This is a genomic window from Actinomadura montaniterrae (genome assembly GCF_008923365.1).
GTDB classification, from domain to species: Bacteria; Actinomycetota; Actinomycetes; order Streptosporangiales; family Streptosporangiaceae; genus Spirillospora; species Spirillospora montaniterrae.
Genome location: NZ_WBMR01000004.1, coordinates 68,505 through 94,390 on the forward strand (window position 1 = coordinate 68,505; position 25,886 = coordinate 94,390).

The following is a 25,886-nucleotide window of genomic DNA, read 5'->3' on the forward strand; positions in this document are numbered from 1 at the left end:
GCGGCTACCAGAGGGCTTCGCGGAGCCGGCCGGCGTGCAGGGCCGCTTGCAGACAGGCCATCTTGTCGTCGGGATCGCTGGCCAGTTCGGCGGCGCGCACCAGGCTCTTGGAGACCTTGCTGGCGAGTTCGAACAGCGCGTCGGCGGTCGCGTTGGCGGTGTCGAGGTCGGTGGGCGCGGCGGCCTGCAGAGACGGGGCCTGGCGTAGGGCGCGGTGGGCTTGGGTGGCTTCGCCTTCGGCCATGCCCCAGGCGATGAATCCGTAGGGTTCCTGGGCGGCGAAGGCGGTGATGACGCGTTCGGCGTGGGCCAGGTCATTGAGGGCGGTGTTGAGGAGTTCGGTGAACCAGGTCTGGCGGACCTGGGCGTGCTCGCGTTCGTGGGTCATCTGCTGGTCCTTGGTCCGAGCGAATGGGGCTGGCGCCGTGCCGGGCGTGCTGGTCCGGGACGGATCCGGGCTTGGCCGTGTTGGTGGAAAGAGGTCGTGAGCATTTGAGCTCCTGGCTGTTGTCAGGCGGCTTGGCCGGGGCCACGGCGGGGCCTGGGCTGCTTGGTGGGCCGGCTGGGGGCCGGTTCTGGCTCGGGCGGGATGCCCTGAGTGAGGTCGTAGGGGAAGTCGCGGGCTGCGGCTGCGGCGTCGCGTGGACGGCCGCTGGGCGCGGACGGTGGTGGCTTGGGATCGAGCTCGTTCCGCAGTTGGTGCGCGGGGACGCCCGTCCAGGAGCTGAGGGCCTCGATCAGCTTGTCGCAGTCGCGTCTGACGGCGGCGCGGTCGGATGCCTTGGCGGTGGCAAGACGGCCGCCGAGGCTGACGTAGGCGTGTTCGGCCTGGTCAGCGTAGGTGATCGTGCCCAGGATCGTCTCCGTTCGAGGGAAGGGCGGTGCCTGTGCAAGGTGGGCGGCCGGCGCGGCGATGATGTTGGGAATGCCGGGGACCTCGACCAGGAAGGTCGTCTCGGCTTGGGATCTGCTGTTGGTCCAGCCGACGATGGTGCCGCAGCGGTCGCCGTGAAGGGGGAGACGTACTTCGTCGCCCACCTTGTGCGGGCCGGTGTCGTCAGCGGAGTGTCGAGGGCTGGTTGCGCGTCCGCTGCTGATGACCTCGGCGAAGTTGAGGTCGTTGTTGGTCGCGTAGTGCTCCAGGTCGTTGATCAGGGCGCTGAGCAGGGCTCGGGTGTAGAGCGGGTCGCGGTCGAGCAGGGAACCGCCGCCGGGAAAGGCGCGCTGCTCGTAGGTGCGGACGATCTGGGTGGCGCGGGCCAGTTGCGTGGCGTTGAAGCCGTGGTCGGTCATGGCGCCTACTTCAGGGTCGCGTGGAGGCGGCCGACATGGTGCGCGGCCCGCAGGCACGCCACGCGGTCCCCAGGGTCGGATGACTTGGACGCGACGTTGAGCATCGCCTCCGCAAGGACCAGCACGAACCCGGCGATCGCCTCAGTGAGCTGCCGTACGTCGTCTGTGTTCATGGCTGCGCTGGTCGGCCAGGCGAGGGTGGGGGCTTCGGAGAGCGCCCACCATGCGTCTGTGGCCTCGATGAGTGCGGTCTCGTTGCCGGGACCAGCCTGATCGGTGTCGGTGTCGGTGTCGGTGCCGATGTCGATGTCCATGTCGGGCAGGACGGTGATGGCCCGTTCGACCAGGTCCAGGCCGATGAAGGTGCAGGTGAGGAGGGCGGGGATGGAGTCGGCGGCTTTGATCTGTCGGGTGAGGTATTGGAACTGGTGGTTCAGCGGATCCTCCGTGATGTTGTTCATCGATCGAGGTGTGTGGGTGCGATGGGTCAGCGCGCGAGGCCGGGCCGTCTTTGCGGAGGGCTGGGAGAGTGCGCGGGTGGTTCGTGGGAGTCGGTGATGCTCTTGGCCAGCGGAACCGGAAAGCCTTGCGCCGCGAGCTGGGCCGGCGTGAGGTCGGTGCTGGGTTGCCGTACCGGGGCGTCTGGGAGGCCGTTGGGCTCGGTGGCGCCGATGTGGTCGGCGACCTTGCTCAGGAGCAGATCGGTGACGTTGCGTTCGTCCATGTCGTTCCAGGACGTGAGCGCATCCAGCAGAGTCCGGTGATCGCGCAGGTCATCCTGCGTCGGTTGCCCGCCGGCGACGTCCGCCAAGGCGATGCGGGTTGCCGTCTCCACCATGAGCTGCTCAGCCATGAGCGGGTCGTTGACGACTCCCTTCGCCGTTGGTGTTTCCGGGAAGGGTGGCGCGGGTTCCAGATCGGCGGCGAGGACGGCTCGGTTCTCGTTGTGTCCGAGGAAGCGCACGTAGTACTCGGTCTGGCCTTGGTCGGAGACCAAGACGCCGGCGACGCTGCCTCGGGTCGGCTGTCCCAGCAGGATGGCCTCGTCGGCGGCGGGACCTTCGAGCTGGACGGTCGAGCCGATGGCGAAGGCGTTTGGGTTGTTGCGTTCGGTGTCGTAGTAGGCCTGCGCTTCGGCGGCGATGTCGTTGAACTCGATTCCGCGGCGTTCGGCGTAGTGCATCAGGTCGACCAGCAGGTCGCTGATCAGCTCGCGTGCGTCTTCGTCGTTGGTGCGGTGGTCGAGGTGCTCGGTCTGCTCGAAGAGGGCTTGGAAGGCATCGAGAGCGGCGGCTCCGAACTCGGCGAACTCTTCGGCGCCGGCGTCGGTCATGCAACCTCCATCGGGTCGGTGTGTTGGCGGGTCGAGCGCTGGGGCGATCTAGGGGCGGCGCGGGCGCCGCTGGGAACGCTCCGGGCGCCTGGCGACAGCGGGCGGTTCGTCGGGTGGAATGGTTTCGGGGCCCTGCGGGAACCCCATCGCGGCCAGCCGGGCGACCGGGGCCGGGCGCGGGCCGTCTTCGGCTGGTGCCTTTGCCTGTTGAGCGGTGCCAGGGTTGCGTGCGAAGAGAGGGTGGATGATCCCTTGGGTGGTGCCGCCGGACCAGCCGGCCAGGGCTTCGGCCAGGCGGCCCAGGTCGTCCAGCTTTTCCGGATAGGTGACCGGGAGGGTGTCGGCGTTCCGTTTGAGCCAGGCGGTGAGGGCGGTGATCGCCTGTTCGGCATCGCGTGCATGATGAACGACTCCTGCTGTCCTGGTGGCGATGGGCAGGAGCGCGTCGGCCGGTTCGAGTTCGGACGCGGTGACGTGTACGGCTTTGGCGACGGCCGGGACCCGGACGATGCAACGAGCGTCGCCGCCCGGTGTTTCGGTGAGGGAGGTGATGAAGCCGCGCCAGCGCGGATACCGCGGTTCGGCTCCCGTGGGGGTCTCCTGTTGGCGGATCTGCACTTGGGCGCCGAGCCGGAAGTTGTGGACGGGGTCGGCTTCGGCTCCGCTGTGGTCGAGGCTGCGCTGGTGGAGCTCCTCGAGTGTGTCGTGGACGTTCAGGTTCTGGTGGGCGGCGTAGCGGGCGAGATGCTCGAGCAACGACTGGACGAGCGACTCGGCCAGTGAAGAGTTGGCGCGGTGGCTGGGAGTACTGGCGGGCAGAAGCTGGTCCTGGTAGGCGTCGAGCACTGCGGCGACGGCGTCATCGGGATCGGGCATGCGAATCTCCAGTCAGTGGCGTGAGAAGTGGTGCGGCCCCCGGAATCAGGCTTCGGCCACAGAGAGTGAGTCGTGGTCGGGGCCGAGCCAGCCGTCGGGGACGGGGACGATGCGGGCTTCGTGTGGGGTGAGGTGTTCGGTTTCGGTGCATTGGTAGAAGGGGCCGCGGGGGCCGAGAAGGACGGGGAGTTGGTGGTCGAGGTGGTCGCGGTACCACAGGGCTAGGCCGGTGGCGCCTTGCAGGCGCATGGCTTCCCAGGCGTACCAGAGGGCGGTGAGGCGGGAGATCGCTTCGCCGTGGTGCCACCATTGGGCGCACCAGCGGAATTCGCCGCCGAGGGTGCGGCGGTACATGGGGACGAAGTGGGTGGTCACCCAGCTGGTCAGGCTCGGGTACAGCGGCTTGAGCTTCTCGCCTCCGGGATTGGCGGCGATGTCTTCGACGGGCATTGGGTCTCCTGAACTTCGGTGTTGGGCATGGCGAGGTCACCGTTTGTCTCGGCGGTTTCGTGGGTGGCGAGGCGCGGCGTTAGGCGTCCAGTTCCGGTAGCTGAGTGCGTTCGGGCTGGGCGTAGTGGCGGCGGGCGGCCTGGGCGATGGCGGTGTCGGCTGCGCTGATCGCCTTGTTGATGGCGGTGGCGTGGGGGCCGCGGTACCAGGGCCGCAACCGGATGAGGGCGGGTTTGGTGCCGGTGGCCAGGAGGAGGGCGGTGCGGGTGGGCAGGGCGCGGATGTCGGCGGCTTCGAGGATGTCCTGGCGGCGCAGGGAGATCTGTTCGCTGGCGCGTCCGTCGTTGTAGGTGATGGAGCGGACGGGGACGTCGTGTTGTCCGATGAGGGTGGCCAGGTCGCGGACGAGGCGGGGGGAGTCGATGCCGGCGCCGATGAGTTTGCGGGTGGCGGCTCCCCAGAGGGCGGCCATGCCGGGTTCGCCCCAGACGGTGACGCCTTGTTCGTAGCTTTGCAGGATGGTGACGGGGATGATGCCGCGGGATCCGAGGTGGGAGTACAGCTGGGGGAGGTCGGCGATGCGGCAGATGTTGGCGGCTTCGTCGAGGGCGACGATGAGGGGTGGGTCGAGGCGTCCGCCGGCTTGTTCGGCGCGGCGTTCGGCGGCGCGCATGGTGGTGTCGGTGAGCGCGGCGATCAGCGGCGCCGCGGCGGATAGGGATTTGGACAGTAGGTAGAGGGTGTCGCGGGTGCCGGCGAAGGTGTGCGGGTCGAAGACGGGCAGGTCGCGGGCGGGGGTGACCCAGGCGAGGATTTCTTGGTCGCGGAGGGCTTTGGCGGCGGTGCGGGCGGTCTGGTAGATGCCGTCGCGGGTTTCGACCGCGCCGTTCTGGGTGCCTTTCAGCGAGGAGGCCATCAGGGCGAATCCGGCGTCTTGGAGGAGTTCGATGGGGGTGGGGACGGCGGGTTCGTCGAGCCATTGGGCGACGTGGTGCAGGGAGCGGCCGGAGGTGGCGGCGGCCAGGAACAGCGCGCACAGCAGGTCTTGTGCGGCGGGTCCCCACAGGTCCTTCTTCTGGCCGTCGTCGACGGTGAGGACGAAGTGCCCGGCCAGGCGGTGGGCGTCTTCGACGGTGGTCAGGCCGGCGAGGGGGTTCCACCACCAGCTCTGAGGTTGGTAAGTGATGTGCTGGGGGTCGAACAGCCAGGTCCGCCCGTTGGTGCGGTTGGCGCGGACGGTGGAGATGGCGGCCCACAGGTCGGCTTTGTTGCTGGTGGCGATGACCGGTCCGGGCGCGGACAGTACGTGCGGGATGGACTGGGTGGTGGTCTTGCCGGAGCGGGGCGCCATGAACGCGATCACGGTGTCCTCGAAGGAGGCGAACAGTGTCGGCCCGCTCCGGTCGCCGGGCAGCAGCACGTCACCCAGGACCAGGCCGATGTCGTCGCGGTCGAGCTGCTCGGGCGGGGCGGTGAGGGAGCGGCGCAGCGCGACGGCCTTCTCGGCGGTTGCGGATGGTTGGAGTTCGGCGAGGCCGGGGTTGTCGGCGAGCGCGGCGACCGCGTCGCCGGGTTGAGGAAGACGTGCCGCGATGCGCCGCCAGACCGTCCAGCCGACCCCGCCCAGTGCTGTGAGCAGCAGCACCAATATGAGCAGGACGAGCGGCGTCGGGGTCTCCGGCCAGGCGACCTGGAACTGGTGACGCGCGAGCGCGACGGCGAAGCCTGCGCCGAAGTGGGCAACGGTTCCTCCGGCGAGGGTTGCGGCGAGTTTGGCTGAGAACCAGACGAGCCAGAGGGCGGTGATGGGTGTCCAGCAGGCGGCCAGGACGAGCCAGGCGGCGCCGGCGTTGGTGTCGAGGATCGAGGCGCGGGGGCCGAGGGCTCGGGTCATGCGGTGGCCCGGATGGCCTGGTCGGTGTCGTAGAGGTCGGCCTCGGGGCCGACGAGGGAGAGTTCGACGGGGATGCCGAGCCGTTCACCGGTCTTGATGAGGTATTTGCCGCGGCCGGGGTGGCGGGCGCCGGGCTGCCAGGAGTCCGGCGCCGACCAGGAGGTGACGAGCTGCTGCTCGGGGCCGGTGAGTGGAGTGATCTCGTGTATCCGGGCGAGTTCGCGGGGCGGGAGGCCGGCCAGGACGGTGATGGCGGAGCGGTCGGCGAAGCCCTTGGCCTTGGCGCGGTCTTCCTCGGTGGCCAGCGCGTCCAGGTCGGCGAGGGAGTGGGTGATCATGATGGAGGCCATGCCCTTGGCGCGGTTGAGGCGGGTCAGGGCGTCGGCGTGCTCGACCAGCCCGGGCGCGCCGCGCAGCGCGCGCCACAGTTCGTCCATGACGCCCAGGTAGGAGCGGCGCGGTGCGGCATGCAGGTCGGCCAGGGCGGTGGCGGCGTCGACCATGCCGAACGCATAGGCCCAGGTGCACAGCATCGCCGCGGTGAGCAGTTTGTCGCCGGCCGCGCGGACTCGCGAGATGTCGACGCTGATCGCTGGGGCGTTCAGGTCGAGCGGGCGGGTGGTGGCGGCGTCGAACACGCCAGCAAGGGAGCCGGAGATGAGCAGGTCGAGGGTGAAGACCAGGTCGCGGGTCTGGGCGCGGTAGGAGCCGGAGGTGTCGGTACGGGTCGCCGACCGCAACTCGTCGGGCCCTTGCTCGAGGATGTGCAGGACGTCGGGGATGGTGGGCTCGTGGTCGAGGCGGTCGTCGAGCAGGTCGATGGCGCGGCCGAGGACGACCTCTTCGGCGTTGGTGATGCGGGCCTCGCGGACCAGAGTGGCCAGGGCCAGCAGCAGCGACAGGCGGCGGGAGCGGATCTCCCACCACAGGGCATCGGCATCAGCGCCGGCGAGACGGCGGCGGGCTTCGTCCAACGGGCCGGCGTCGAGGGGGTTGATGCGGTCGACGCCGCGTCCGACACGGATGACCTGGCCGCCGAGGTAGTCGACCAGGCGGGTGTAGTCGGGTTTGGTGTCGCCGAGGACGATCGGGGTGGTGCCGGTGGCGACGGCGCCGGTGACCAGGCGTTTGACCAGCGTGGACTTGCCGGTGCCGGGCTGGCCGAGGACGAACATGCCGGGGTTGGTGACCAGACCCGCCCGCAGCCAGGCCAACGGGTCGAGGCAGACGACCTCGCCCCACAGCTGGTGGCGTCCGACCGGGGTGCCGACGGTGGGTGTGCCGGATCCGGCGGTGAAGGGATACAGGCCGCAGACCTGGCTGGTGGTGGCTTGGAATTCCGGGGCGGGCTCGACATGTGCTGCTCGTCCGGCGTCGGGACCGCGCCAGCCCCACGGCGGGCCGAGTGGTTCGGACATGGCTTGCGTTTCGACGGTGGGCACGTGCCCTGACCTCCAGTCTCCGGATGTTCAGTGGATGAGGCGGCGAGAGACTTCGGGCGGGCAGATGCCGCACGGGAGCGTGGTGGCGAACCCGGCGGCCTGGCTGCCCCACAGCCGCCGCAGGCGGATCTTGGCGGCGTCGGCGGACGCCTCGACGTGCGCGACGGCCCGGCGGAGTTGCTCGGGTTCGGTGACGGTGACGGTGGCGTACATCGACACCAGGCACACCCCGGCGCCCATCGCCTCCTCGACAGCGGCTTGGCGGGCGCGCGCCGAATCCCAGCTGTCGCGGGCGGTTTCGTCGCGGCCGGTGCGGCGCCGGAACTGCGCGCGGAACGCCGCCGCGTTCACCTCCTGCTGCAGCACACGACTCGCCGCCGCGGCGGGCAGCGCCCGGTACTGCAGTGTGACGCGTTTGGGGAATGGGCCGGGCGCGACGAGGCGGGCGAGGATGTCGGAGCGGACGTTTTGGCGGGGCGGCTCGTGCCACGCCCAGCTCACCGAGACACCACCATCGTGCTCATAGCGGTCGGTGTGCTCGGTCGCCGCAATCGGGCCGGCATCACACCAGGTCAGCGCGTCTTCGGCGTTGGCCCCGGAGAGGAGGCGGTTGACCTCGCCGCGGGCGTGCGGGTCGAACGCGGTCCGCACCGTCCCGGCGATTTCGGCGGCGCTGGCCCGTCCGCGGACGGAGACACCACAGCCACCCAGCCGGGAGGCCAGCCCATCGAGGATGCGGCCTAGTTCCGCGACCGCCTCGAACAGGTCCTTCGGGCCGGCCGTGGACGCCCTGGGATCGAAGGTGATTGAGACGCGGGTGTCGACGTCGGCGGCTGCGGCCGGGGCCGTCCTGACGAGTTCGCTCATGATGGCGCGAGCTGGAGCAGGGGCGGTCGCCACGACGGCTCGGTCAACGGCATCGGCCAGGGTGGAGCCGGGCTCGGGCGCGGTGTCGATCGTGACGGTGACCCACCGGACGGCGGGCATGTGCCCGAGTGCGGCGAGCCATCCGCCCCAGGCCGCGACCCAGGTGTCGGCGTCGGTGCGGTCGGCCAGCCAGGTCGAGGCCGGCACCACCCGCAACGTGGCGGTGAGCAGCCCGGTGCGTCGGTCCCACACGATCCCGTACCGGCCGCCGTAGCCGTCCTCGGCACTCAGCAACGTCAATGGTGCGAGCACGCCGGGGAGCTGGAAGGCGCGCGGGTGGTCGATGACGACTCCGGCGCGGTAACGGTTGTGGCCACGCAGCACGCCCCAACGCCACCGGCACCGCGCCAACAGCAGCCGTACCAGCGGAACCCCTCCCACTCGGATCAGTCCCAGCGCACCACCGATCAGCGTCGGCGGCAGAAGGTAGATGAGCACGTGAGGCACGGTGGCGGCGATCAGGACCAGCAGCATCGCTACGCCCAGCGCGACGAAGGTCGACGTGGTGTCCATGCCGAGCAGGCCGATCCCGTGCCGGCGGCGCCAGCCGCCATAGGTGCGGATGTCATGCCCCACCCGCGCCACCTCCCTCGCCAGCCGCCCCCGAGGGGCCGCCGGTGTCGGTGGAGCCGGTGGGGTTGCCCATCCAGCGCAGCGTGTCTGCGCCGCGGTGCCGCTCGCGTTCGGCGGTCTGCATCGCCACAGGGCCGACGGGCTCGCCATGACCGCCGTCGGGTGGCGACCATCCGTTGCCGCCGGTACGGGGTGTTGCCCGCCCTGAGGTGTCGGAAGGGTCCGTGCCTGGTTGTGGGCCGCCGGACGGAGCGCCCGGGTCCGGAACGAACGTGTCATCGGGGCCGGTACCGCGATGGCCGCCAGTGGTGTGCTCGGGGTCGGTGGGCGGCTGCGATGGAACGTCACCGCCCGTGGGCGCCTGGTCCGGACTTCCCAGTTGCTGGTTGAGGTAGTCGGCGTGCTCGCCTGCCGCGCCGCGGCCCGCGCCCGCAGAACCGCTCGCCGCGCCGTAGGCGCGCAGGGCACCGAGCGCGGTAGCGCTGCCCATCAGCGCGCCGAGGATGCCGCCTCCGGTGCTGGAGCCGGTGCCGCCGGTGGTCCAATCGAAAAACTTCAGCAGCACCGGAAAGGCGATCAGGCTGATGAGCATCATCACAAAGCCCATCAGCACCGTCCGGATGCTCTTCCCGTTGCCGATCAGGGTGAACGCCGTCGCGTACACACCTGCCGCCGCCGGCTTGTAGAAGATGAGCGCGAGCGTCCAGCCCCCGACACGGGTCAGCCACGACTTTGTCGCGGCGGTGAGGCCTCCGGCGGCGGCGAGTGGCAGCAGTCCGGCGAGAATGACCAGTGCGGCACCGCGGAACAGCAGGAGCAGTGCCTGAATGATGCCGATGAACAACGCCACCAGGGACAGCACCAGAACCAGCGCCGCGGGTGTACCGGTGGGGATGATCACGATCTCGGCCATCCGCTTGGCGAAGCCGCCCTGGGAGGACGCGTCCAGCACCCATCCGCTCCACTGGTCGCCCCACTGCAGGAGCAGGTTCGGCAGCACCGTCCCGATGACCGTCACCACGGCCAGCACGACCAGCCCGCGGCCAGCATCGACCGCCGGGTTCGCCTTGCGCGTGAGCGCCATCTTCCCCGCGACGACCAGCAGCGCCAGCACCGCGACGGCGATGGTCAGCGGCTGTACCAGCAGCTGCAGATAGCCGACCGCTGACTCGGTCTCCAGGTTCGGCGAGGGTGTCTCCACCCACCAGGATGCGGTGTGGGAGACCAGCCACCCGACCGCGGACTGGAACGCCTTGGCTGCCTCCTCGACGGCGTTGCTGCCGATCTCGCCGGGGATGTCGGGCATCGGCGGGCCCCAGGGGTGGTCGTCGTTGTCGACGGTCTGCACGCAGCTCGGGTCCAGCACCGATGAGCACGGGTCCGGTGGAACCAAGGCCAGCGTCATGAGCGGCTGCCTCCGTTCGGGAAGCGGACGTAGCCGTCGGCAGAGGCGATCGAGGCTGCCGCCCCGCCCCACGTCCCGCCCGGCGGGGCGATGACCCGCCAGTCGTTGTCCTGCCATTGCAGTTGGATCCGGGTGACGGCCCGTACCGTCATGTCGCTGTCGCCGGGGCCGGCGGAGACCAGGTCGAGGCTGGCGGTGTCGGGGGAGTAGCCCTGCCAGCGGAATCCCTCCAGCACCACGTACGCGCGCCCCAGCGCCGCGCCGTCGTGAAGCTTCCCGCGGCGCTTGTCGTACAGCTGCCGCGTTGCGGCCAGCAGAGTGGAGGTGTCCGGGCCGATGACCTGCTTGGTGATGGTCGGCTCGAACACCTTCGGCCCCCACTGCGCGTTCGCGCGAACCGCGACGTGCACCGCGGCCAGCAGCGCCCCGGACGGTGTCCGCGCGAACCCGGACGCCAGATCACCGGCGGTACTGCGTGGACCGTCCGCAGCGGAGTAGGGGAGGGCGACGCCGTGGTAGTCGCGCCAGGTCACCCCAGCGAACGACACGGGCGGAGCGGCCACCACCCGCTCATCGGGAGGAGACGGCGGGGCGGAAGCCGGTGTGATGTGCGGGGTCGGATCGGGAGCGGGGAGCGTCAGGTGCGTGGCGGCGCCGACGAGACCGCCGCCAAGGATCGCGGCGAGGAGCAGCCCGCCGGTGCGCCGCGCCGATGAGCCGGCTGTGTCCGTTTTGCGTGGCCGGGTGATGCGAGGGAGTCGGGTCATGTGAAGAACACCCCGACGATCCCGGCTGCGGACACGGCGAGGGTGAGGCCGCCGAGCACCCAGGGGATGCCGGTCGCTCCGTCGGCGGCGAAGGAGGAACGGTTCTTGCGGCCGATGGCCATCTGTCCTCCGCAGATGAACAGTCCGGCCAGGCCGCAGATCAGCACGCCGTACTTGCCCCACGACAGCAGCGTGTTCATCTTGGCGTCCAGCCCCGGCGGCGGTGACGCGGGCGGGTTGGGCACCTTCACCCCCGGGCTCGCGCCGTCCTGCGGCCACAGCCGCCCAGGCTCCCCCAGAAGCCCACCGGCCTGCGCCGCGCGGAGAACGAAGAGAGTCAGTGACATCCCACCTCCCTGCGGCGCACTGCCTTGCCGTCACTGGCGTCGCCGACCAGGCGGCGGAGTTGCTCGATGGCGTGCCGTGCCTTGCCAGGCAGGACGACCTCGGTCGGGTCCTCGACCAGGCGGAGCTGGCGGACGTGCGGGACGCGGACGATGCCGCCGACGCGCGCCTCCAGCAGCGCGAACCGGGCGGTGGCGTCGCGCGATTCGGGGCCGCCGTCGCTGACGATCGCCAGCGCCGCCACCCGCTCCTCCCACTCACGCAGGACCCGATCGCCGCGGTCGCCCGCGTGGCCGCCGCCGCGGTGTTGCGCGCGGCGAGCACGATCGGTCGGCCCTTGGCGTCCAGCGGTGCGCAGTCCAGCTCCAGCAGCGACTCGATCGAGCCCATGTCCCACGCGGTCGGCAGCAGCGCAGCGAGAGTGCTGGTGCCGGCGCCGCCGTGCGCACCGGCCACCACCACATCCAGCGCCTCCCGTGTCGGCCCTACCCCCGCACCCGGCCCTGGGACCGGTGTCGGGCGGATCGTTCTGGTTTGGCGAAGACTCACCCATACCCCCGAATCATTGCTCTGGGTTGATGAGTGATCACAGTAAGTGGCAGACTTGTGGAGCGCAAGCATCACCAAACAACTTCTTCACAAGCCAACCAGGCCAACAACGCGCTACCGCAGCACCCGATCAGCCACACTTGAAAGGACCAACCGCACCATGACCGCAACCCCAGGAGCTCCAGCGATGACCGACACGCCCGGCCGCGACCCCGACGTGCTCACCACCGCCGAACTCGCGACCAAACTCGGCCTGTCGCCCCAGACCGTCCGCCGGATGGCCAACGCCGGGCAGATCCCCGCCCTCAAGACCGGCAAGGACTTCCGCTACTCCTGGGAAGCGGTCCGCGAGGTGCTGCGGCAGCCCCACCACCAACCCGGGGGCCCCGCCGATGACCCGCAGCACGACCAACCCACCCAGCCCACACGTAAGGGAGCCGGCTACCGCGCCCAACGCCGCGCCCGCACCGGCGCCCAACACCCCACCACCGACTCCCACGCCGACACCGACACCGACTAACGCTCCAGCCCGGCGGCGGCCCGCCCGGTGAAAGCCGCCGCCACCATCTGCGCCGCCGTCCTGGCGCTCCCGTTCGGCCTCGTCCTGCTCCTGGCCGGACAACAGGACCCGGCCATCGGCGCCGGTCCGGCGGCGGGAGCGCCCACCCGGCTCGCCCGCACCGACATCCCACCCGCCTACCTGCGCTGGTACCTCGACGCCGCCCGAACCTGTCCCGGCCTGGGCTGGAACATCCTGGCCGCGATCGGCAAGATCGAATCCGACCACGGCCGCTCCACCGCACCCGGTGTGAAGACCGGGGAGAACAGTGCGGGCGCCGCCGGACCCATGCAGTTCCTCGCCGGCACCTGGGCGACCTATGGCGTTGACGGCGACCACGACGGACACACCGACCGCTACAACCCCGCCGACGCCATCTACGGCGCCGCCCGCTACCTGTGCGCCAACCACGCTGGCCAAGGCGGACGGCACCTCTACCAAGCGATCTGGCAGTACAACCACGCCGACTCGTACGTCCACAAAGTCCTCACCCAAGCCGCCGCCTACGCCACCCCCACACCCACGCTCACCGCGAGCGGACGCGGCACCGTTGCGGTCCGCGCCGCGCTGCGCTGGCTCGGCACCCCCTACTCCTGGGGCGGCGGCGGCCCGGCAGGCCCCAGCTACGGCATCGCCCAAGGCGCCGGCACCAAAGGGTTCGACTGCTCCGGCCTCACCCAATACGCCTGGGCCAAAGCCGGCATCCAACTCCCACGCGTCGCGGCCGCCCAATACACCGCCGGCCCGCACATCGCTCGCACCCAACTACGCCCCGGTGACCTGCTGTTCTTCGCCACCGACACCCGCAACCCCGCGACGATCCACCACGTCGGGCTCTACTACGGCCGCGGACAGATGATCCACGCCCCCCAAACCGGCGACGTCGTCCGCATCTCCCAGTTCACCGGCAACCCCTACCGCGAGCGCCAGTACATCGGTGCCACCCGCCCCAGCACCGCTCACATCGCAACCTGACTGGAGGACCATGCCCCACGACCACGACGCCCACGCCACCACCCACCAGAACTGCCGCGACAACCGCGACCACGATCAGGCCCACGGCCGCACCCGGCCGAACCGCACCGCCCGCCACCCGGCACTCTCCCGAACCAGAAAGACACCGCCGCCGTGCGGACCGATCCGGGCGTTCAGCTACGGCGGCGGCTGGCAATCCACCGCCGCCCTCGTCCTGGCCGCCCAAGGACGTATCGACTTCCGCACCTTCCTGTTCGCCAACGTCGGCGACGACTCCGAACACCCCGCCACCCTCGCCTACGTCCGCGACCACGCCGCCCCCTACGCCGCCGCACACGGCATCGAGGTGCGTGAGCTCCACCGCATCCGCCGCGACGGCACCACCGAAACCCTCTACGGCCGCCTCATGCGCGAAGGCTCCCGCTCCATCCCCATCCCCGTCCGCATGAGCAACGGCGCACCCGGCACCCGCTCCTGCACCGCCGACTTCAAAATCCGCGTCATCGGCCGCTGGCTCAAAGCCCACGGCGCCAGCCCCGAAAACCCCGCCACCATCGCCATCGGCATCAGCCTCGACGAAATTCACCGCGCCAACACCCGCCGCCACGAAGCATACGAACGCATCGTCTATCCACTGCTGGACCTGCGGATCCGCCGCACCGATTGCCCTCGCATCATCCGCTCCGCTGGCCTGCCCGTCCCACCCAAATCCTCCTGCTGGTTCTGCCTTATTTGGAATCTGCGACCTCTACGTTCGTCGCTCATGACATCGATCTCCTGGGAGAAGTTCCCCCTGCTCGCCGGGGACGAGCACGCGCGACGGTGGTTGCAGTTCACCTCAACATCGGCCGGGCGTCCAACACCGTCCTGGCCTACGGACGGGCGGTTGAGGATCACCTGCGGTTCTGTCGTCTGACGGGTGCGGACCCGTTGGCGGTCCGGGCCGATGTGGTGGCAGCGTGGATCGGTGACCTGCACCAACGCCCGAACCCGCGAACCTCCAAGCTCGTGCACCTGGACTCGGGAGCGGGGCTGGCGAACGCCACGATCCAGCAGTACGTCATCGCCGCCCGGTCCTTCTACCAGTTCCTGGTCGAGGACGGCCTGCGGGAACGCAACCCGGTACGCAGTGGGCAGTCAAGCCGACGGGGGGCCCGCGCGCGCCAGGGACTGGTGCGTCGGGTCGAGCAGGCACCGTGGATCCCCAACGAGTGGGACTGGCAGAAGATCCTGAGGTCGGCACGGGCGCTACCGCTGCGCAACCGACTGATGGTGGCGCTGGCCTACGACGGAGCGCTGCGCCGAGAGGAACTGGTGCAGCTGGAGGTCGGTGACTTCGAACCCGCCCATGCACTGATCCACCTTCGGGCCGAGACCACCAAGTCGAAGCGGTCACGCGAGGTCAGCTTCGGCCAGGCCACCTCCCGCCTGTTCATGAGCCACCTGGCCGAACGGCGCCAGATCGTCGGACGTGGTGGCGGACGACTCCTACTGAGCACCTCACGCCGGAACTTCGGCGCTCCGCTCGGAGCGTCGAGCTGGTCAAAGATCGTCGCTGGCCTCGGAAGCGACGCCGGAGTTCCACGGCTGTCGACCCACACCTTCCGGCACCTGCGGCTGACCGACCTTGCCCGAGCCGACTGGACCATCGACCAGATCGCCCAGTACGCCGGACACCGCAACGTGTCCACCACGCTTCGCTACATCCACCTAAGCGGCCGCGAACTGGCCGCCCGGCTCCGCACGACCACTGCCTCGATCCAGGCCGACCGGGAACGGCTGCTCGCGGCGTTGGAGGAGGACCAGTGAGCGCGGCGTCGCAGGCCACAGCACACTCGGCCGACGCACCACTGGACCTGGATCCGCCCCTGACCGCGGCGGAAAGCACGTGCCTGGCCAGGATCGCGGCCTATGCTCACGCCAAGATCCAGCCCCGGGACCGGGTCGTCCTCGCACGGCTGATCGATCCGATCGACCAGGCGTCCCACGACTGGGGGCAACAGGCCAGCAAGGCACGCATCCGGGTGCTGATGGAGGTCCACCGTCGTCAACGTCCCTACTGGGCCTGGGACCAGCACGAATGGCTCGCGCTGACCGGCACCAAAAGCAGCGCGAAGCAGGAAGCTCGACTGCACCTGGTGGCACTGGGAATGCGGCTGGGCGGCCACCGCCGACTGCACCACCATGCCGGTGTTCAGCGCCTGAGCGTGCTCGGGGAGCTGGTCTTCGGCCCTGGGCGCGGCGATCCCGCGCTCACCGAAGTTCGCGACACACTGCGGTCCTGGGGCGTGAACTCGGCCGACACGCTCGGCCACCAGATCAACTGCGCGGTCTGGGACCTGCTGCTGACCTGCGACACCGTCGACCTTCACCAGATCGACGAGGCACGGCTGGCCGAGCTGGCCGCGCAGTATCCAGTGAGCAGCCGACGCCGCGGGCTGATCAAGATTTCTCGCGTCCTAGCGCACAAGGGCCTCATCAGCCGTCCGCTTCAGAACGTCGACCAACAGCGCGGCACCCGGCCCGAGACGCTGACCACGGTCCCAGCCGAGTGGCTGGAGCTGGTCGAGCGCTGGCGCGCGCTGACCACCTGCGAACCGTCCACGCTCAAGACAAAGTTCCCGATGGTGCTGATCGCCGGACGATGGGCCGCTGACAAGCACCCGGACGCGATCGCCCCGGCTGCCTGGACCCGGGACATGGCAGCCGAGTACGTCGCCGACACCATGAGCGCCACCATCGGCCAGTGGGCCGGACACAACCGCAACACCAGCCGCTTGGGCGAACCACTGAGCATCACGGGCAAGGCCCACCGCATCGACTGCCTGCGCAGCTTCTTCAGTGAGCTGATCGACTGGGAATGGATCACCCCCAACTTCGACCCGCGCAAAGTGCTCTCCCTGCCCACCTCGGCACGGGCGCAGATCGTCCCGAACCCGCGGATCATCGACGACGCGTCCTGGGCCAAACTCATGGCCGCTGGTCTGACCCTTAACTCCGAAGATCTCAAGCCCTACGGCACCCCGCGCGCCAAAGACGTCGGCTACCAGGCCAACTACTACCCGATCGAGATGGTCCGGGCCATGGTGGGCGTCTGGCTGTTCGCCGGCTGCCGCGTCGACGAGATCCGCCGCCTGGAACTGGACTGCATCATCTGGGACGAAGGCCACGACGAACAGACCGGCGAGACCTATCGGGTCTGCCTGCTGCGCGTCCCGGCCAACAAGACCAGCGCCGCCTTCACCAAACCCGTCGACCCCGTCGTCGGCCAGCTCATCGAGGCATGGAAACTCGTCCGTGCTCCGCAGCCCGACATCACCGACCGCAAAACTCGACAACGCCGCCAGCACCTCTTCACCCACCGCGGGCAACTCGTCGGCGGCGGCTACCTCAACGACCACGTCATCCCAGCGCTCTGCACCAAGGCGGGCATCCCGATGCACGACTCACGCGGGGCGCTCACCAGCCACCGCGCCCGCGCCACCATCGCCACCCAACTCCTCAACGCCCGCGACCCGCTCACCTTGGCCGACCTGCAGCAATGGCTCGGCCACAAACACCCCTCAAGCACCCGTCACTACGCCGCGATCCTGCAACGCACCCTCACCGCCGCCTACAAGAAAGCCGACTACTTCGCCCGCAACGTCCGCACCATCGAAGTCCTCATCGACCGCGACACCATCCGCAGCGGCGCGGCCGCCGACGGACAGCCCTGGAAGTACTACGACCTGGGCGACGGCTACTGCACCTACGACTTCTTCGCCAAGTGCCCCCACCGATTGGCCTGCGCCCGCTGCCCCTTCTACCTGCCCAAACAATCCCACGCCGGGCAGCTCTTGGCCGTCAAGGACGGCATCGAAGGCATGCTCGAACAACTCGACCTCACCGACGAGGAACGCCAAGCCCTCCAAGGAGACCGCGACGCCGTCGCCGCCCTCGCCGAACGACTCGCCGACACCCCCACGCCAGCCGGCCCTACTCCCAACCAACTCGGCCACGACAGGGCCTTCATCTCACTCACCGCACTACGCGACAGCCTGACCGGAGGCACCGCGTGACCTACTCACGTCCCTCACTCGGGTTCATCGGAGAGCAGTTCACCAACCTGCGCTAACACCAGCGAGCGGACCGCTCGCTCTGCACCAGCATGTTCAGGTTCACCGATCCGATCGCTGACATCCGCCCACCGGCCAAGGGCAGAGACAACCAGAGCCCACAGGTCACCAGCCAGCTCCACAACGACGGTCTGCTCAGCCGGAGGCCAGGTGCCCGACCCAGGAACGCCCGGAGTCCAATGCGCCACCTGATCCCAGCCAGCCCGGCGGATGACCCGTCCAGTGTCGATGACACCACGAGGGTCGCCCCTCTCCGCCTCGACGTTCACCTCGCTATCGATGCAGGCATCGATGATCTGCCACTGCCGAGTCGTCATCTCGACCGAGTGAGTCGCGCCCAAATCAGATGGAGACACAAAAGATCATCGTCACCGACCTACAAGGGAGCGTCAAGAGCCACCGGAGAGCACCTCCCAGCTCAGAGATCGTCACTACATATTCGCAATAACGTGCCCCTTCCACCGCCTGTCCACCTGGCAGGACATGCGCCGCGACCAACCCGACCTGTTCACCAAGGCCTGCCACCTGGAAACCACCATCAACAAACGCCGCCACACCGTCGGCAAAGACCCCGTCTACCTCACCCGCTACAACGCACCCCTCGCCGACGTCACCCCCAACACCGACACCCTCCCCTTCGACCAGGACGACGGCACCTGCGACACCGGCTGGTGCTTCACCTGACCGCACCCTTCCAGCGGCTACCAACCAAACACCACGAATTCCATGGAGGCCTCACCGATGCAAGCCATGAAATACGCGAACCTCGCCGAACTTCCCACCGTCGTAGATATCACCACCGCCGCCCGAGCGCTTGGGCTCTCCCGCACCTATGCCTACCACCTCGCCAAGCATGGCGAGTTTCCCTGCAAGATCATTCGCATCGGTACGTGCTATCGAGTCCCCACGGCCGCACTCCGAGCCCTATTGGACGCCGGATAGCTTTCAGGCTCACCGAGTGACAAGGCAATAGCCTGGTTGTGATAGGCCGGGACCATCCTCGACAGGGATGGTCCTGGCCTGGGATTTGGCCCACCGAACCTGCTGTCTTCAGGACTGGCGGAAACTTTTGCTGGGACATGAGCGGGCCGGTCCCGGCGGGGAGACGGAACGCACCAAGAGTTACGAACTGGGCCGGGATGGGTGGCTTCCCCGGCCGGAATCGCGGGTCTGTCGAGGACGTCACCGCCTTCAAGTCGCCGTTGCGCGCATAATTGAGCAAGCGAGGTAAAACCCAGGCGCCGTGGTCACCGTATAGGTAATGGAGAATACAAGCGAGGCGGCATAGTTCTGCTAGTTGATCTATGATCCATAACAGAATTCAGTATACGATCGAGCCATTGGAGCGTCGGAGGATTGGTGGAGTACTTGATCTACCTCCGGCTCGTGGGTGGGGTACCGAATAAGAGTGAGTGCAACCCGACGGGAACGTGTGTTGCTGTCCCGCATCCAGTTCCCCTTTTCCTGAAGTATCGGTTTCGGGGTCAAATGTCGGGTCTTGGGCGTAGGATGTACGACACTGAGGGGTTCTGGAGAGCAAGACGGGGTGAAGTGGTGTCTCGCAGGCCATGGCTGATCGAGGACGGTGCGATCGACCGGCGCGAACATGATCGGTTCGGCCATCTGTCAGTTGCGCAGCAGTTGAGCAGCACGATTCAGGGGTCCACGCAACCCTGTGCGGTAGGTCTGCTGGGTCCCTTCGGTAGCGGCAAGTCATCAGTCGTCAAGCTCCTCAGCCGCGAGTTGTCCGTCAACAAGAAGTGGGCCGTTCTCCACGTGAGTGCGGAGCATCACAGTGGCGTCGCCAGGGCTCGCGGGTTGATGTACGCACTTCTCGACGAAGCCCTGCGCAAGAAGCAGATCGACGCCGAAGTACACGCCAGTGAACGAGCATGCCTGGAAGGCAGTCGGCAGCGCACACACTCCCGGCCTTCTCCAGCCGCTGCCCAGCCTGGCCGGCCCTCCTTGCGGCGTCGACTGGAGATCCTCCTTGCGGGAGCGCTCTGGGTGCTTGGCTGGGTTCTCGCTCTCTGGCTTGTGGGGGCGGGAGTGGTGGCGATCGGTCATCTGATCGGTGTTGGGCGCGGTGTGTCCATCCTCAAGTGGTTCGCCGATCCGGGCGTCGGCTTCCTGAGATCCACGTTGATCAGCGCGGCCGTCGTTGGAGCGGTGGTTACGGCCGCCAAGGAGGGGATCTTGCAGGTCCTCAAGGGGTACGAGATCACCGTGACGAGCCCTCGTCCGGACACCACTGACGAACTCCAGCAAGTGTTCTCACGACTTGTAGAGAGCGTGCCCCGCCGTCTGGTCATCGCCATTGATGACATAGACCGGCTCGCCTCCGCTGATGTCCTTGAAGCCCTAACTACGGTGCGTAGCCTCCTGCTGACAGGGACTCATCACAAGCATCCACCAGTCTTCGTGATCTCCTGCGATGAGGACATCGTTCGGGAAGCCATCGTTGGAATTCGGCCCGGCGGTCTCGCTCACGGCCCGATCGACCACGAACGGAGTGCTTCGGATACACAAGCGGCGGCGCGAGCGGAGCGCAAAGCCACCGAGGAAGCGGTGCAGGAGTATCTGAACAAGCTGTTCACTGTACGTTTTACTCTGCCGACCCACAACGATACGGATCTGCGTGACCATGCCGAGCACCTGCTGACGCAACCTGAGTCCCATCCGATCGTGCGGGAGCTCGGAGGTCTCGGGGTGGTACGGGATGTCCTCGATGCGTTGATCCACCGTCAGGTTCGCGAGCCGCGGCACGCGATCAGGCTCCTGAACTCTTTCATCTCAAACTACGCCGTCGCCAGGCATCGAGAGCAAGCCGCCGGCAATGTCGCGCCGAGAATTGCGCCGGGAGAGGTCACCGGCTATCCGGTTGCCCTGGCGCGTCTGATCGTGCTTCGGCATGACTTCCGTTCGCTATATGATCGGATAGTTGCGGAACACAAGCTGCTGTTCCTCTTGGATGATGCGCTCCTCGGCTCCCCGGAAACTCTTCAGGATCCACTTCTAGACTCCTTTGAGCGGGTCAAAGACACGAACCGTCTAAACACCCAGAGGGAACCGGGCCTCGTTTATCTGCGAGCTACCGCTGCTCGAGCCCGTACTGAACGACCGTCGGACATTGCCGCCCTCCTTACACTTGGATCGAAGCCGGCAAACCGCTTGCTCGGAAGTGATACGGCTACGGCTATCCAAGACGAGCTTGCGCAACGAGACAGTGACGCATTCGCGGCGCGCCTGGAAAATGAGGCTGAGCGCGAACGGGTCCTGCACGCGGCCTACCACACTATCAATACGGCACGGGTCGGCCAAGATTTGGACAACTCTCTCGCTGCCGCCGTCCAGGCCCTGGGCCGCGTCCCAGCACTGGCCGACCACGCCACCCGTGGCGATGCGTGCGCTCGGATCTTGTTCGATCTCACGGATCGCATCGCTCACCGGCGCATCGAAGCCAGCATTCCCCTTCTGGCACACGATCTTGTCACGATTCTCGACTTCTTTCCCATCGCGCACGTCCCCCAACTCTATGCTGCGCTCAAGGTCCCTCCACGGGATCCCGCGGACAGTGTTTCCTGGGTGGAGGCACTCCTGCAGTTGCCGGCTGGAAAACATCGGGATGCCCTTCTACCTGGTCTCGATGACTATTTTTCAGATGTTGCGAACCAAGGAACACCCGGAGATCTCGAGACTTGGATCACCGTATGGAACGACAGTTCCGCAGACATGCGTGCTGCCTGGCCTGCCCACGGGTATCAGGCTCTGCTCTGCATGGCAGCACGCCATGAGAACGATCAAGCGATGAGGATAATCTACGACATCGTCGCACTGGAAGGAGTTGGATCGCATCAATGGTGCCGCCCGGTAATCCTAGGTATCCTTGATGGCCTTTCCTCTTCGGAGTCCGTCGGGAGTGTCAGCATTGAGCTTCTGAGCGGTGTAAAAATGCCGGCAGACGGTTGGGGACCGGCATCAGATGCCGTCGGAGCCGGAAATGAGAAGAGCACCCTCGCCGCTGAACTCGTGGACGCGGTAGCTGATTTCCTCAGAGTCGACAGTGATGCGGAGAGCTCCGCGCGGACGGTCGACCTTCTCCGATCGTGGATCCCGGTGCTCGGCGAGGAGCTCTGTCCATCCGGTCGCCGAGCCGGGGCGGTGATCGCGGATGTAACCAGCGAAACGGCGGATACTTGCGAGGAAGTATCCCGAGCGGTGGTGCAGCTGATTGGCGAATTCTCGGACACCGACGCGCGAACGTGTGCTCTCGCCCTCGCTGAGAGGCTCCCTGCCCATCGCTCACCTGCTAGCCCCATCGGCGAGAACCTCAGTGCGGCCCTCATGGCGTACGTTCGGCGAACCGATGCTGTAACAGGTGAGTCCGAAGATGTGACTGCGGCGGAGCGTTGCCTGGCGGCGCTGATGACCTCGATCGAAGAGGACAGCGATGCTGGCCGCTTCGGTCGAGGCAGGCTGGCGGCGATCCTGTCCACCCGCCGTGGCCAGGATGCTGCTGCCGGCATATCCGCTCGTCTGACGGCGGCCATCCCGCCAGTCGCCTCTGACTATTTGAAAGAGTTATTGGCTAGTTTGCATCTGCTGTTCAATCATGAAGAGGCGCGGGCCGCGCATCTGCCCACAGTTCTGAGTAAGCTCCAGAATATCCTTGGGCAGAATCAGCCTCAGGTGCCAGTGGAGTTCGCCGCTCACTATGCTGCGGAATCGTCTGTAAGTCCTCAATGGATCGCTTGGATAGCCCAGCACTGGGGGAATGTATCTATTTTTGGGCGTCAGCGGGTATTGGCGGCTGCCGACCGTACCGAGATATCAAATACAGTATCCCTTCTCGATCTCCTTGTGCAGCACCTACTCGCCTCCGAAGATATGTCGGAATGGGAGCACGCTCCAAAACTGTGGGCCTCGATAACGTCGGAACAGCGAGCCGACCTTCTTGCTAGTGCGAATGGGCGCTGCCCGGAGTTGAGTGTCTGCGCAAGTAGTGTCGACCGTGAGACGCTGACCAGCGCGTTGTGCAAGGCTGCCGATAGTTTGGATGCTGTCCTCAAACTCATTGAAGATAATCCAGAATCTAGCGATGTGATCGTTGAGTATCTGGACCAGCAAATGGAGAATGCGGAGTGGCGGCCGGAGCGTGTCGGCGAGGTTGTTGCCGGATGCCCCAGCCCGGAAAAACTGTGGGACTTGGCACTGCGGGCGGCCACGAGAGATATGACTCATGCGGTCAAGGCGGCGGTAGTTATCGAGTCTCTTATCGCCCGCCACCCTGACACCGTCCCGGAATCACTTCCGGGCAGACTCGGACCTGTTCTCATCGACGCCGATACGACGACGGCCGCAGCGCTTGGGAAAGCGCTGCAGTCGACGCCGGATCTTGCGAAGAAGCTACAGCAGCAACTCCGGGGTCATGGCCGGACAAGCGATCAGCGCAGTCGCACCAAAGCTTACAAGAAAGCAGCGGGCATATAGTCGGAGTGGACGCGACCGTCCGTAAGGATCGTCTCGGGTGATTCCCGAGGCTGGGGTATGCACTGGCCAAGAAGGATCGAGTGTCGACCGAGGTCGGCTCTGTCCGGATTCGGGTTTCGCGGGATCTGGCTGGTGAGTGCGAGCCGCAGAACCTGCCCAAGCGCGCCCATCGGGTCGGGCACGACGCAACGCACTGGCTGACACAGGTGTCCGGGCAGGGCTGGCGGCTGCGGATCTCGAGAGACATTATGCGACCGTGTTGGCGCGGCGCTGGAGTGTCTACTCATGTCGCGGCTAGACCAAGACCGACGCCCGGGATGTGCTCGGAATCGCCGATCCGTCCGCGCGATGCCGCATCCGTGACCGGGGTGGCCGCAAGGGCACGCGTGCCCGGGCAGACGCTGGATCAGTAGGTCGCTCTTCCGCCGCTGATGTCGTAGACGGCGCCGGTGGAGAAGCTGACACGGTCGGAGGACAGGAAGGCGACGAGTTCGGCGACCTCTTCCGGGCGGCCGATGCGGCGCATTGGGATCAGGCTGGTGATGTGGGCGAGGACCTCGGGGGCGGTGGCCTCGTTCATCGGGGTGGCGATGACGGCGGGGGCGATGGCGTTGACGAGCACTCCGCTCGTGGCGAGTTCCTTGCCGATGGACTTGGTCAGGGCGATGACGGCGGCCTTGGACGCCGAGTAGATCGACAGGTCGGGGTTGCCGTCCTTGCCGGCCATGCTGGCGAAGTTGACGACGCGGCCCCAGCCGCGCTCGCGCATGCCGGGGACGAACGTGCGCAGGGTGTTCACGGTGCCCAGGACGTTGACGTCGAACACCCGGCGCCACTGCTCGGGCGTGGTCTTCAGCAGCGGTTCGTTCGGACCGACGATGCCGGCCGAGTTGACCAGGACGTCGACCGGGCCGAGGTCGTCGACGAGGCACCGTAGGGCCTTCTCGTCGGTGACGTCGGCGGTGATGTCGGCGCCGGCGAGGTCGAGGGTGGTCACGTCGAGGCCGTCGTCGCGCAGGCGCCGGGCGGTGGCGGCGCCGAGTCCTCTGGCGCCGCCGGTGACGAGCGCGGTCCTTGCCGTCATCGCTCTCCTGCCGGAGGGTTGGGCGGGTCAGTGCGATTCACGGGTGACCTCCGATCCGCTGGAGCCGATCAGGAAGTCCAGGTCGGCGCCGGTGTCGGCTTGCAGTACGTGGTCGATGTAGAGCCGTTGCCAGCCGCGTTCGGGCTGGGCGTATGCGGCGGTGGCGGCTTCGCTGGGTGTGCGTCGGGCGAGTTCGTCGGCTGGGATCTCGACGTCGATGCGGCGGTTGGGGACGTCGAGGCTGATGCGGTCGCCCGTCCGCACGCGGGCGAGGGGGCCGTCGGCGGCGGCCTCGGGGACGACGTGCAGGACGACGGTGCCGTAGGCGGTGCCGCTCATGCGTCCGTCGCAGACGCGGACCATGTCGCGGACGCCTTGTTCCAGCAGCTTCTTCGGCAGCGGCATGTTGGACACCTCGGGCATGCCGGGGTAGCCCTTGGGGCCGCAGCCGCGCAGCACCAGGACCGAGTCGGCGTCGACGTCGAGGTCCGGGTCGTCGATGCGGGCGTGGAAGTCCTCGATGCTGTCGAACACGACCGCGCGCCCGCGGTGCCGCAGCAGGTGCGGTGACGCGGCGGCGGGTTTGATCAGCGCGCCGCCTGGGGCGAGGGTGCCGCGCAGGACCGCGATGCCGCCCTCGGCGACCAGCGGCTCGGAGCGGGTGCGGATGACCTCGGTGTCCCAGATCGGGGCGTCGTCCAGGTGGTCCACCAGCGGTTTGCCGGTGACGGTCAGCGCGTCGGGGGCGAGCAGGTCGCGGACCTCGCGGAGTACGGCGCGAAGGCCGCCGGCGCGGTGGAGGTCGTCCATGAGGAAGCGTCCGGCGGGGAGCAGGTCGACCAGCACCGGGACCGACGAGCCGATGCGGTCGAAGTCGTCGAGGGTCAGGTCCACGCCGAGGCGTCCGGCGATGGCGAGGAGATGGACGACGGCGTTGGTGGAGCCGCCGATGGCCGCGAGCGCCACGATCGCGTTGTGGAAGGACGCCCTGGTCAGGAAGGTGCTCGGGCGGCGGTCGACGGAGATCATGTCGACGGCGAGGCGTCCGGTGCCGTGCGCGGCCTCTAGCAGGCGGCTGTCGGGGGCGGGGGTGCCGGCCAGGCCGGGGACGACCATGCCCAGGGCCTCGGCGACCAGCGCCATGGTGGAGGCGGTGCCCATGGTGTTGCAGTGACCGCGGCTGCGGATCATCGCCGACTCCGACCGGGTGAAGTCCTCGGCCGACAGGGTGCCGGCCCGCACCTCCTCCGACAGTCGCCATACGTCGGTGCCGCACCCCAGCGGCGTCCCGCGGAAGGTGCCGGTCAGCATAGGGCCGCCGGGGACGACGACGGCGGGCAGGTCGACCGCGGCCGCGGCCATCAGCAGCGAGGGGATGGTCTTGTCGCAGCCGCCGAGCAGGACGACGCCGTCGATCGGGTTGGCCCGGAGCATCTCCTCGGTGGCCATCGCGGCCATGTTGCGCCACAGCATCGCGGTCGGCCGGACCTGCGTCTCGCCCAGCGACACCACGGGGAGCTCCAATGGGACGCCGCCGGCCTCGTAGACGCCGTTCTTCACCGACTGAGCGACCTCGGTGAGGTGCGCGTTGCACGGGGTCAGGTCCGAGCCGGTGTTGGCGATGGCGATCTGCGGGCGGCCGGTGAACGCGTCGCCGGGGGCGCCGCGGCGCATCCAGGCCCGGTGGATGTAGGCGTTGCGATCCTCGCCCGCGTACCACTGCGCGCTGCGGAGCTGCACGGTGACCGCCTTCCAATAATCGACACGTTGGTCTAATGTTTGGAACGCCATGAAGGATACGCAGATAAG

The 25,886-nt window shown here is 67.9% G+C and carries 24 protein-coding genes; 8 read left to right on the forward strand and 16 right to left on the reverse strand.

Going from position 1 to position 25,886, the window contains the following annotated elements; all coding sequences use genetic code 11:
* Nucleotides 1-4: 4 nt before the first annotated feature.
* The 13 genes from F9B16_RS03160 to F9B16_RS03220 all read right to left on the reverse strand — a co-directional run bounded on the left by F9B16_RS03160 (nt 5) and on the right by F9B16_RS03220 (nt 11,549).
* Nucleotides 5-388 carry a hypothetical protein gene (locus F9B16_RS03160; RefSeq protein WP_151538278.1) on the reverse strand — a complete coding sequence of 128 codons (384 nt, stop codon included), beginning with the start codon at nt 386-388 and terminating at the stop codon, nt 5-7.
* 122 nt (nt 389-510) lie between these two features.
* Nucleotides 511-1,293 (reverse strand): hypothetical protein, encoded by a 783-nt coding sequence (locus tag F9B16_RS03165; RefSeq protein WP_151538279.1) that lies wholly within the window; start codon nt 1,291-1,293, stop codon nt 511-513.
* Between the two features lie 5 nt (nt 1,294-1,298).
* Nucleotides 1,299-1,754, reverse strand: coding sequence for a hypothetical protein (locus F9B16_RS03170; RefSeq protein ID WP_151538280.1), 456 nt, complete (start codon nt 1,752-1,754; stop codon nt 1,299-1,301).
* 26 nt (nt 1,755-1,780) lie between these two features.
* Nucleotides 1,781-2,626, reverse strand: coding sequence for a hypothetical protein (locus tag F9B16_RS03175; RefSeq protein ID WP_151538281.1), 846 nt, complete (start codon nt 2,624-2,626; stop codon nt 1,781-1,783).
* 48 nt (nt 2,627-2,674) lie between these two features.
* Entirely contained in the window at nt 2,675-3,502 is an 828-nt protein-coding gene (locus F9B16_RS03180; protein WP_151538282.1) for a hypothetical protein, read from the reverse strand.
* Nucleotides 3,503-3,547: 45 nt separating this feature from the next.
* Nucleotides 3,548-3,952, reverse strand: a complete 405-nt coding sequence (locus F9B16_RS03185) for a DUF4913 domain-containing protein (RefSeq protein WP_151538283.1) — start codon at nt 3,950-3,952, stop codon at nt 3,548-3,550.
* A gap of 79 nt (nt 3,953-4,031) precedes the next feature.
* Entirely contained in the window at nt 4,032-5,846 is a 1,815-nt protein-coding gene (locus F9B16_RS03190; RefSeq protein ID WP_151538284.1) for a type IV secretory system conjugative DNA transfer family protein, read from the reverse strand.
* Nucleotides 5,843-7,264 (reverse strand): hypothetical protein, encoded by a 1,422-nt coding sequence (locus tag F9B16_RS03195; protein WP_151538285.1) that lies wholly within the window; start codon nt 7,262-7,264, stop codon nt 5,843-5,845. The genes F9B16_RS03190 and F9B16_RS03195 overlap by 4 nt, the downstream gene beginning before the upstream one ends.
* Nucleotides 7,265-7,315: 51 nt before the next feature.
* Entirely contained in the window at nt 7,316-8,791 is a 1,476-nt protein-coding gene (locus tag F9B16_RS03200; RefSeq protein WP_225991308.1) for an SCO6880 family protein, read from the reverse strand.
* On the reverse strand, nt 8,781-10,193 hold the full coding sequence (locus F9B16_RS03205) for a hypothetical protein (RefSeq protein ID WP_151538286.1): 1,413 nt from the start codon (nt 10,191-10,193) through the stop codon (nt 8,781-8,783). The genes F9B16_RS03200 and F9B16_RS03205 overlap by 11 nt, the downstream gene beginning before the upstream one ends.
* Entirely contained in the window at nt 10,190-10,756 is a 567-nt protein-coding gene (locus F9B16_RS03210; protein WP_151538287.1) for a hypothetical protein, read from the reverse strand. The genes F9B16_RS03205 and F9B16_RS03210 overlap by 4 nt, the downstream gene beginning before the upstream one ends.
* 200 nt (nt 10,757-10,956) lie before the next feature.
* Complete coding sequence (locus tag F9B16_RS03215; protein ID WP_225991309.1) at nt 10,957-11,307, reverse strand: hypothetical protein; 351 nt, start codon at nt 11,305-11,307, stop codon at nt 10,957-10,959.
* On the reverse strand, nt 11,298-11,549 hold the full coding sequence (locus tag F9B16_RS03220) for a hypothetical protein (protein ID WP_151538288.1): 252 nt from the start codon (nt 11,547-11,549) through the stop codon (nt 11,298-11,300). Before F9B16_RS03220 ends, F9B16_RS03215 begins: the two co-directional genes overlap by 10 nt.
* Before the next feature lie 492 nt (nt 11,550-12,041).
* On the opposite strand from F9B16_RS03220, the gene F9B16_RS03225 reads away from it, so the two are divergent.
* From F9B16_RS03225 to F9B16_RS03250, 5 genes are read left to right on the forward strand one after another with little or no spacing between them, the layout of a single operon-like run.
* Entirely contained in the window at nt 12,042-12,374 is a 333-nt protein-coding gene (locus F9B16_RS03225; protein WP_151538289.1) for a helix-turn-helix domain-containing protein, read from the forward strand.
* A 27-nt stretch (nt 12,375-12,401) separates the two neighbouring features.
* Nucleotides 12,402-13,388: a C40 family peptidase gene (locus F9B16_RS03235; RefSeq protein ID WP_151538290.1), complete on the forward strand. Its 987-nt coding sequence runs from the start codon at nt 12,402-12,404 to the stop codon at nt 13,386-13,388.
* A gap of 10 nt (nt 13,389-13,398) precedes the next feature.
* Nucleotides 13,399-14,304, forward strand: a complete 906-nt coding sequence (locus tag F9B16_RS52395; protein WP_225991310.1) for an adenine nucleotide alpha hydrolase family protein — start codon at nt 13,399-13,401, stop codon at nt 14,302-14,304.
* Nucleotides 14,211-15,197: a tyrosine-type recombinase/integrase gene (locus F9B16_RS03245; RefSeq protein WP_151538291.1), complete on the forward strand. Its 987-nt coding sequence runs from the start codon at nt 14,211-14,213 to the stop codon at nt 15,195-15,197. Before F9B16_RS52395 ends, F9B16_RS03245 begins: the two co-directional genes overlap by 94 nt.
* Complete coding sequence (locus F9B16_RS03250) at nt 15,194-17,446, forward strand: tyrosine-type recombinase/integrase (protein WP_225991311.1); 2,253 nt, start codon at nt 15,194-15,196, stop codon at nt 17,444-17,446. Before F9B16_RS03245 ends, F9B16_RS03250 begins: the two co-directional genes overlap by 4 nt.
* Nucleotides 17,447-17,460: 14 nt before the next feature.
* Here F9B16_RS03250 and F9B16_RS03255 read toward each other — a convergent pair whose 3' ends face one another.
* Nucleotides 17,461-17,820 (reverse strand): hypothetical protein, encoded by a 360-nt coding sequence (locus F9B16_RS03255; protein WP_151538292.1) that lies wholly within the window; start codon nt 17,818-17,820, stop codon nt 17,461-17,463.
* Nucleotides 17,821-17,986: 166 nt separating this feature from the next.
* Here F9B16_RS03255 and F9B16_RS03260 point away from each other — a divergent pair, with 166 nt between their 5' ends.
* The 3 genes from F9B16_RS03260 to F9B16_RS03270 all read left to right on the forward strand — a co-directional run bounded on the left by F9B16_RS03260 (nt 17,987) and on the right by F9B16_RS03270 (nt 22,993).
* On the forward strand, nt 17,987-18,187 hold the full coding sequence (locus F9B16_RS03260; protein ID WP_151538293.1) for a hypothetical protein: 201 nt from the start codon (nt 17,987-17,989) through the stop codon (nt 18,185-18,187).
* Between the two features lie 66 nt (nt 18,188-18,253).
* Complete coding sequence (locus F9B16_RS03265; protein ID WP_225991314.1) at nt 18,254-18,445, forward strand: helix-turn-helix transcriptional regulator; 192 nt, start codon at nt 18,254-18,256, stop codon at nt 18,443-18,445.
* 612 nt (nt 18,446-19,057) lie between these two features.
* Nucleotides 19,058-22,993 carry a P-loop NTPase fold protein gene (locus tag F9B16_RS03270; protein WP_192808603.1) on the forward strand — a complete coding sequence of 1,312 codons (3,936 nt, stop codon included), beginning with the start codon at nt 19,058-19,060 and terminating at the stop codon, nt 22,991-22,993.
* A 406-nt stretch (nt 22,994-23,399) separates the two neighbouring features.
* Here the strand turns inward: F9B16_RS03270 and F9B16_RS03275 are convergent, their stop codons facing one another.
* Entirely contained in the window at nt 23,400-24,077 is a 678-nt protein-coding gene (locus F9B16_RS03275; RefSeq protein ID WP_151538296.1) for an SDR family NAD(P)-dependent oxidoreductase, read from the reverse strand.
* Between the two features lie 27 nt (nt 24,078-24,104).
* Nucleotides 24,105-25,817, reverse strand: coding sequence for an IlvD/Edd family dehydratase (locus F9B16_RS03280; RefSeq protein WP_151538297.1), 1,713 nt, complete (start codon nt 25,815-25,817; stop codon nt 24,105-24,107).
* Between the last annotated feature and the right edge of the window lie 69 nt (nt 25,818-25,886).

What these genes read in the sequence shown, in the direction of transcription:
- F9B16_RS03185 (WP_151538283.1), bottom strand. Translation starts at nt 3,952, where the DNA reads ATGCCCGTCGAAGACATCGCCGCCAATCCCGGAGGCGAGAAGCTCAAG.
- F9B16_RS03195 (WP_151538285.1), bottom strand. Translation starts at nt 7,264, where the DNA reads ATGTCCGAACCACTCGGCCCGCCGTGGGGCTGGCGCGGTCCCGACGCC.
- F9B16_RS03180 (WP_151538282.1), bottom strand. Translation starts at nt 3,502, where the DNA reads ATGCCCGATCCCGATGACGCCGTCGCCGCAGTGCTCGACGCCTACCAG.
- F9B16_RS03275 (WP_151538296.1), bottom strand. Translation starts at nt 24,077, where the DNA reads ATGACGGCAAGGACCGCGCTCGTCACCGGCGGCGCCAGAGGACTCGGC.
- F9B16_RS52395 (WP_225991310.1), top strand. Translation starts at nt 13,399, where the DNA reads ATGCCCCACGACCACGACGCCCACGCCACCACCCACCAGAACTGCCGC.
- F9B16_RS03175 (WP_151538281.1), bottom strand. Translation starts at nt 2,626, where the DNA reads ATGACCGACGCCGGCGCCGAAGAGTTCGCCGAGTTCGGAGCCGCCGCT.
- F9B16_RS03255 (WP_151538292.1), bottom strand. Translation starts at nt 17,820, where the DNA reads ATGACGACTCGGCAGTGGCAGATCATCGATGCCTGCATCGATAGCGAG.
- F9B16_RS03265 (WP_225991314.1), top strand. Translation starts at nt 18,254, where the DNA reads ATGAAATACGCGAACCTCGCCGAACTTCCCACCGTCGTAGATATCACC.
- F9B16_RS03165 (WP_151538279.1), bottom strand. Translation starts at nt 1,293, where the DNA reads ATGACCGACCACGGCTTCAACGCCACGCAACTGGCCCGCGCCACCCAG.
- F9B16_RS03170 (WP_151538280.1), bottom strand. Translation starts at nt 1,754, where the DNA reads ATGAACAACATCACGGAGGATCCGCTGAACCACCAGTTCCAATACCTC.
- F9B16_RS03190 (WP_151538284.1), bottom strand. Translation starts at nt 5,846, where the DNA reads ATGACCCGAGCCCTCGGCCCCCGCGCCTCGATCCTCGACACCAACGCC.
- F9B16_RS03260 (WP_151538293.1), top strand. Translation starts at nt 17,987, where the DNA reads ATGCGCCGCGACCAACCCGACCTGTTCACCAAGGCCTGCCACCTGGAA.
- F9B16_RS03205 (WP_151538286.1), bottom strand. Translation starts at nt 10,193, where the DNA reads ATGACGCTGGCCTTGGTTCCACCGGACCCGTGCTCATCGGTGCTGGAC.
- F9B16_RS03160 (WP_151538278.1), bottom strand. Translation starts at nt 388, where the DNA reads ATGACCCACGAACGCGAGCACGCCCAGGTCCGCCAGACCTGGTTCACC.
- F9B16_RS03225 (WP_151538289.1), top strand. Translation starts at nt 12,042, where the DNA reads ATGACCGACACGCCCGGCCGCGACCCCGACGTGCTCACCACCGCCGAA.
- F9B16_RS03215 (WP_225991309.1), bottom strand. Translation starts at nt 11,307, where the DNA reads ATGTCACTGACTCTCTTCGTTCTCCGCGCGGCGCAGGCCGGTGGGCTT.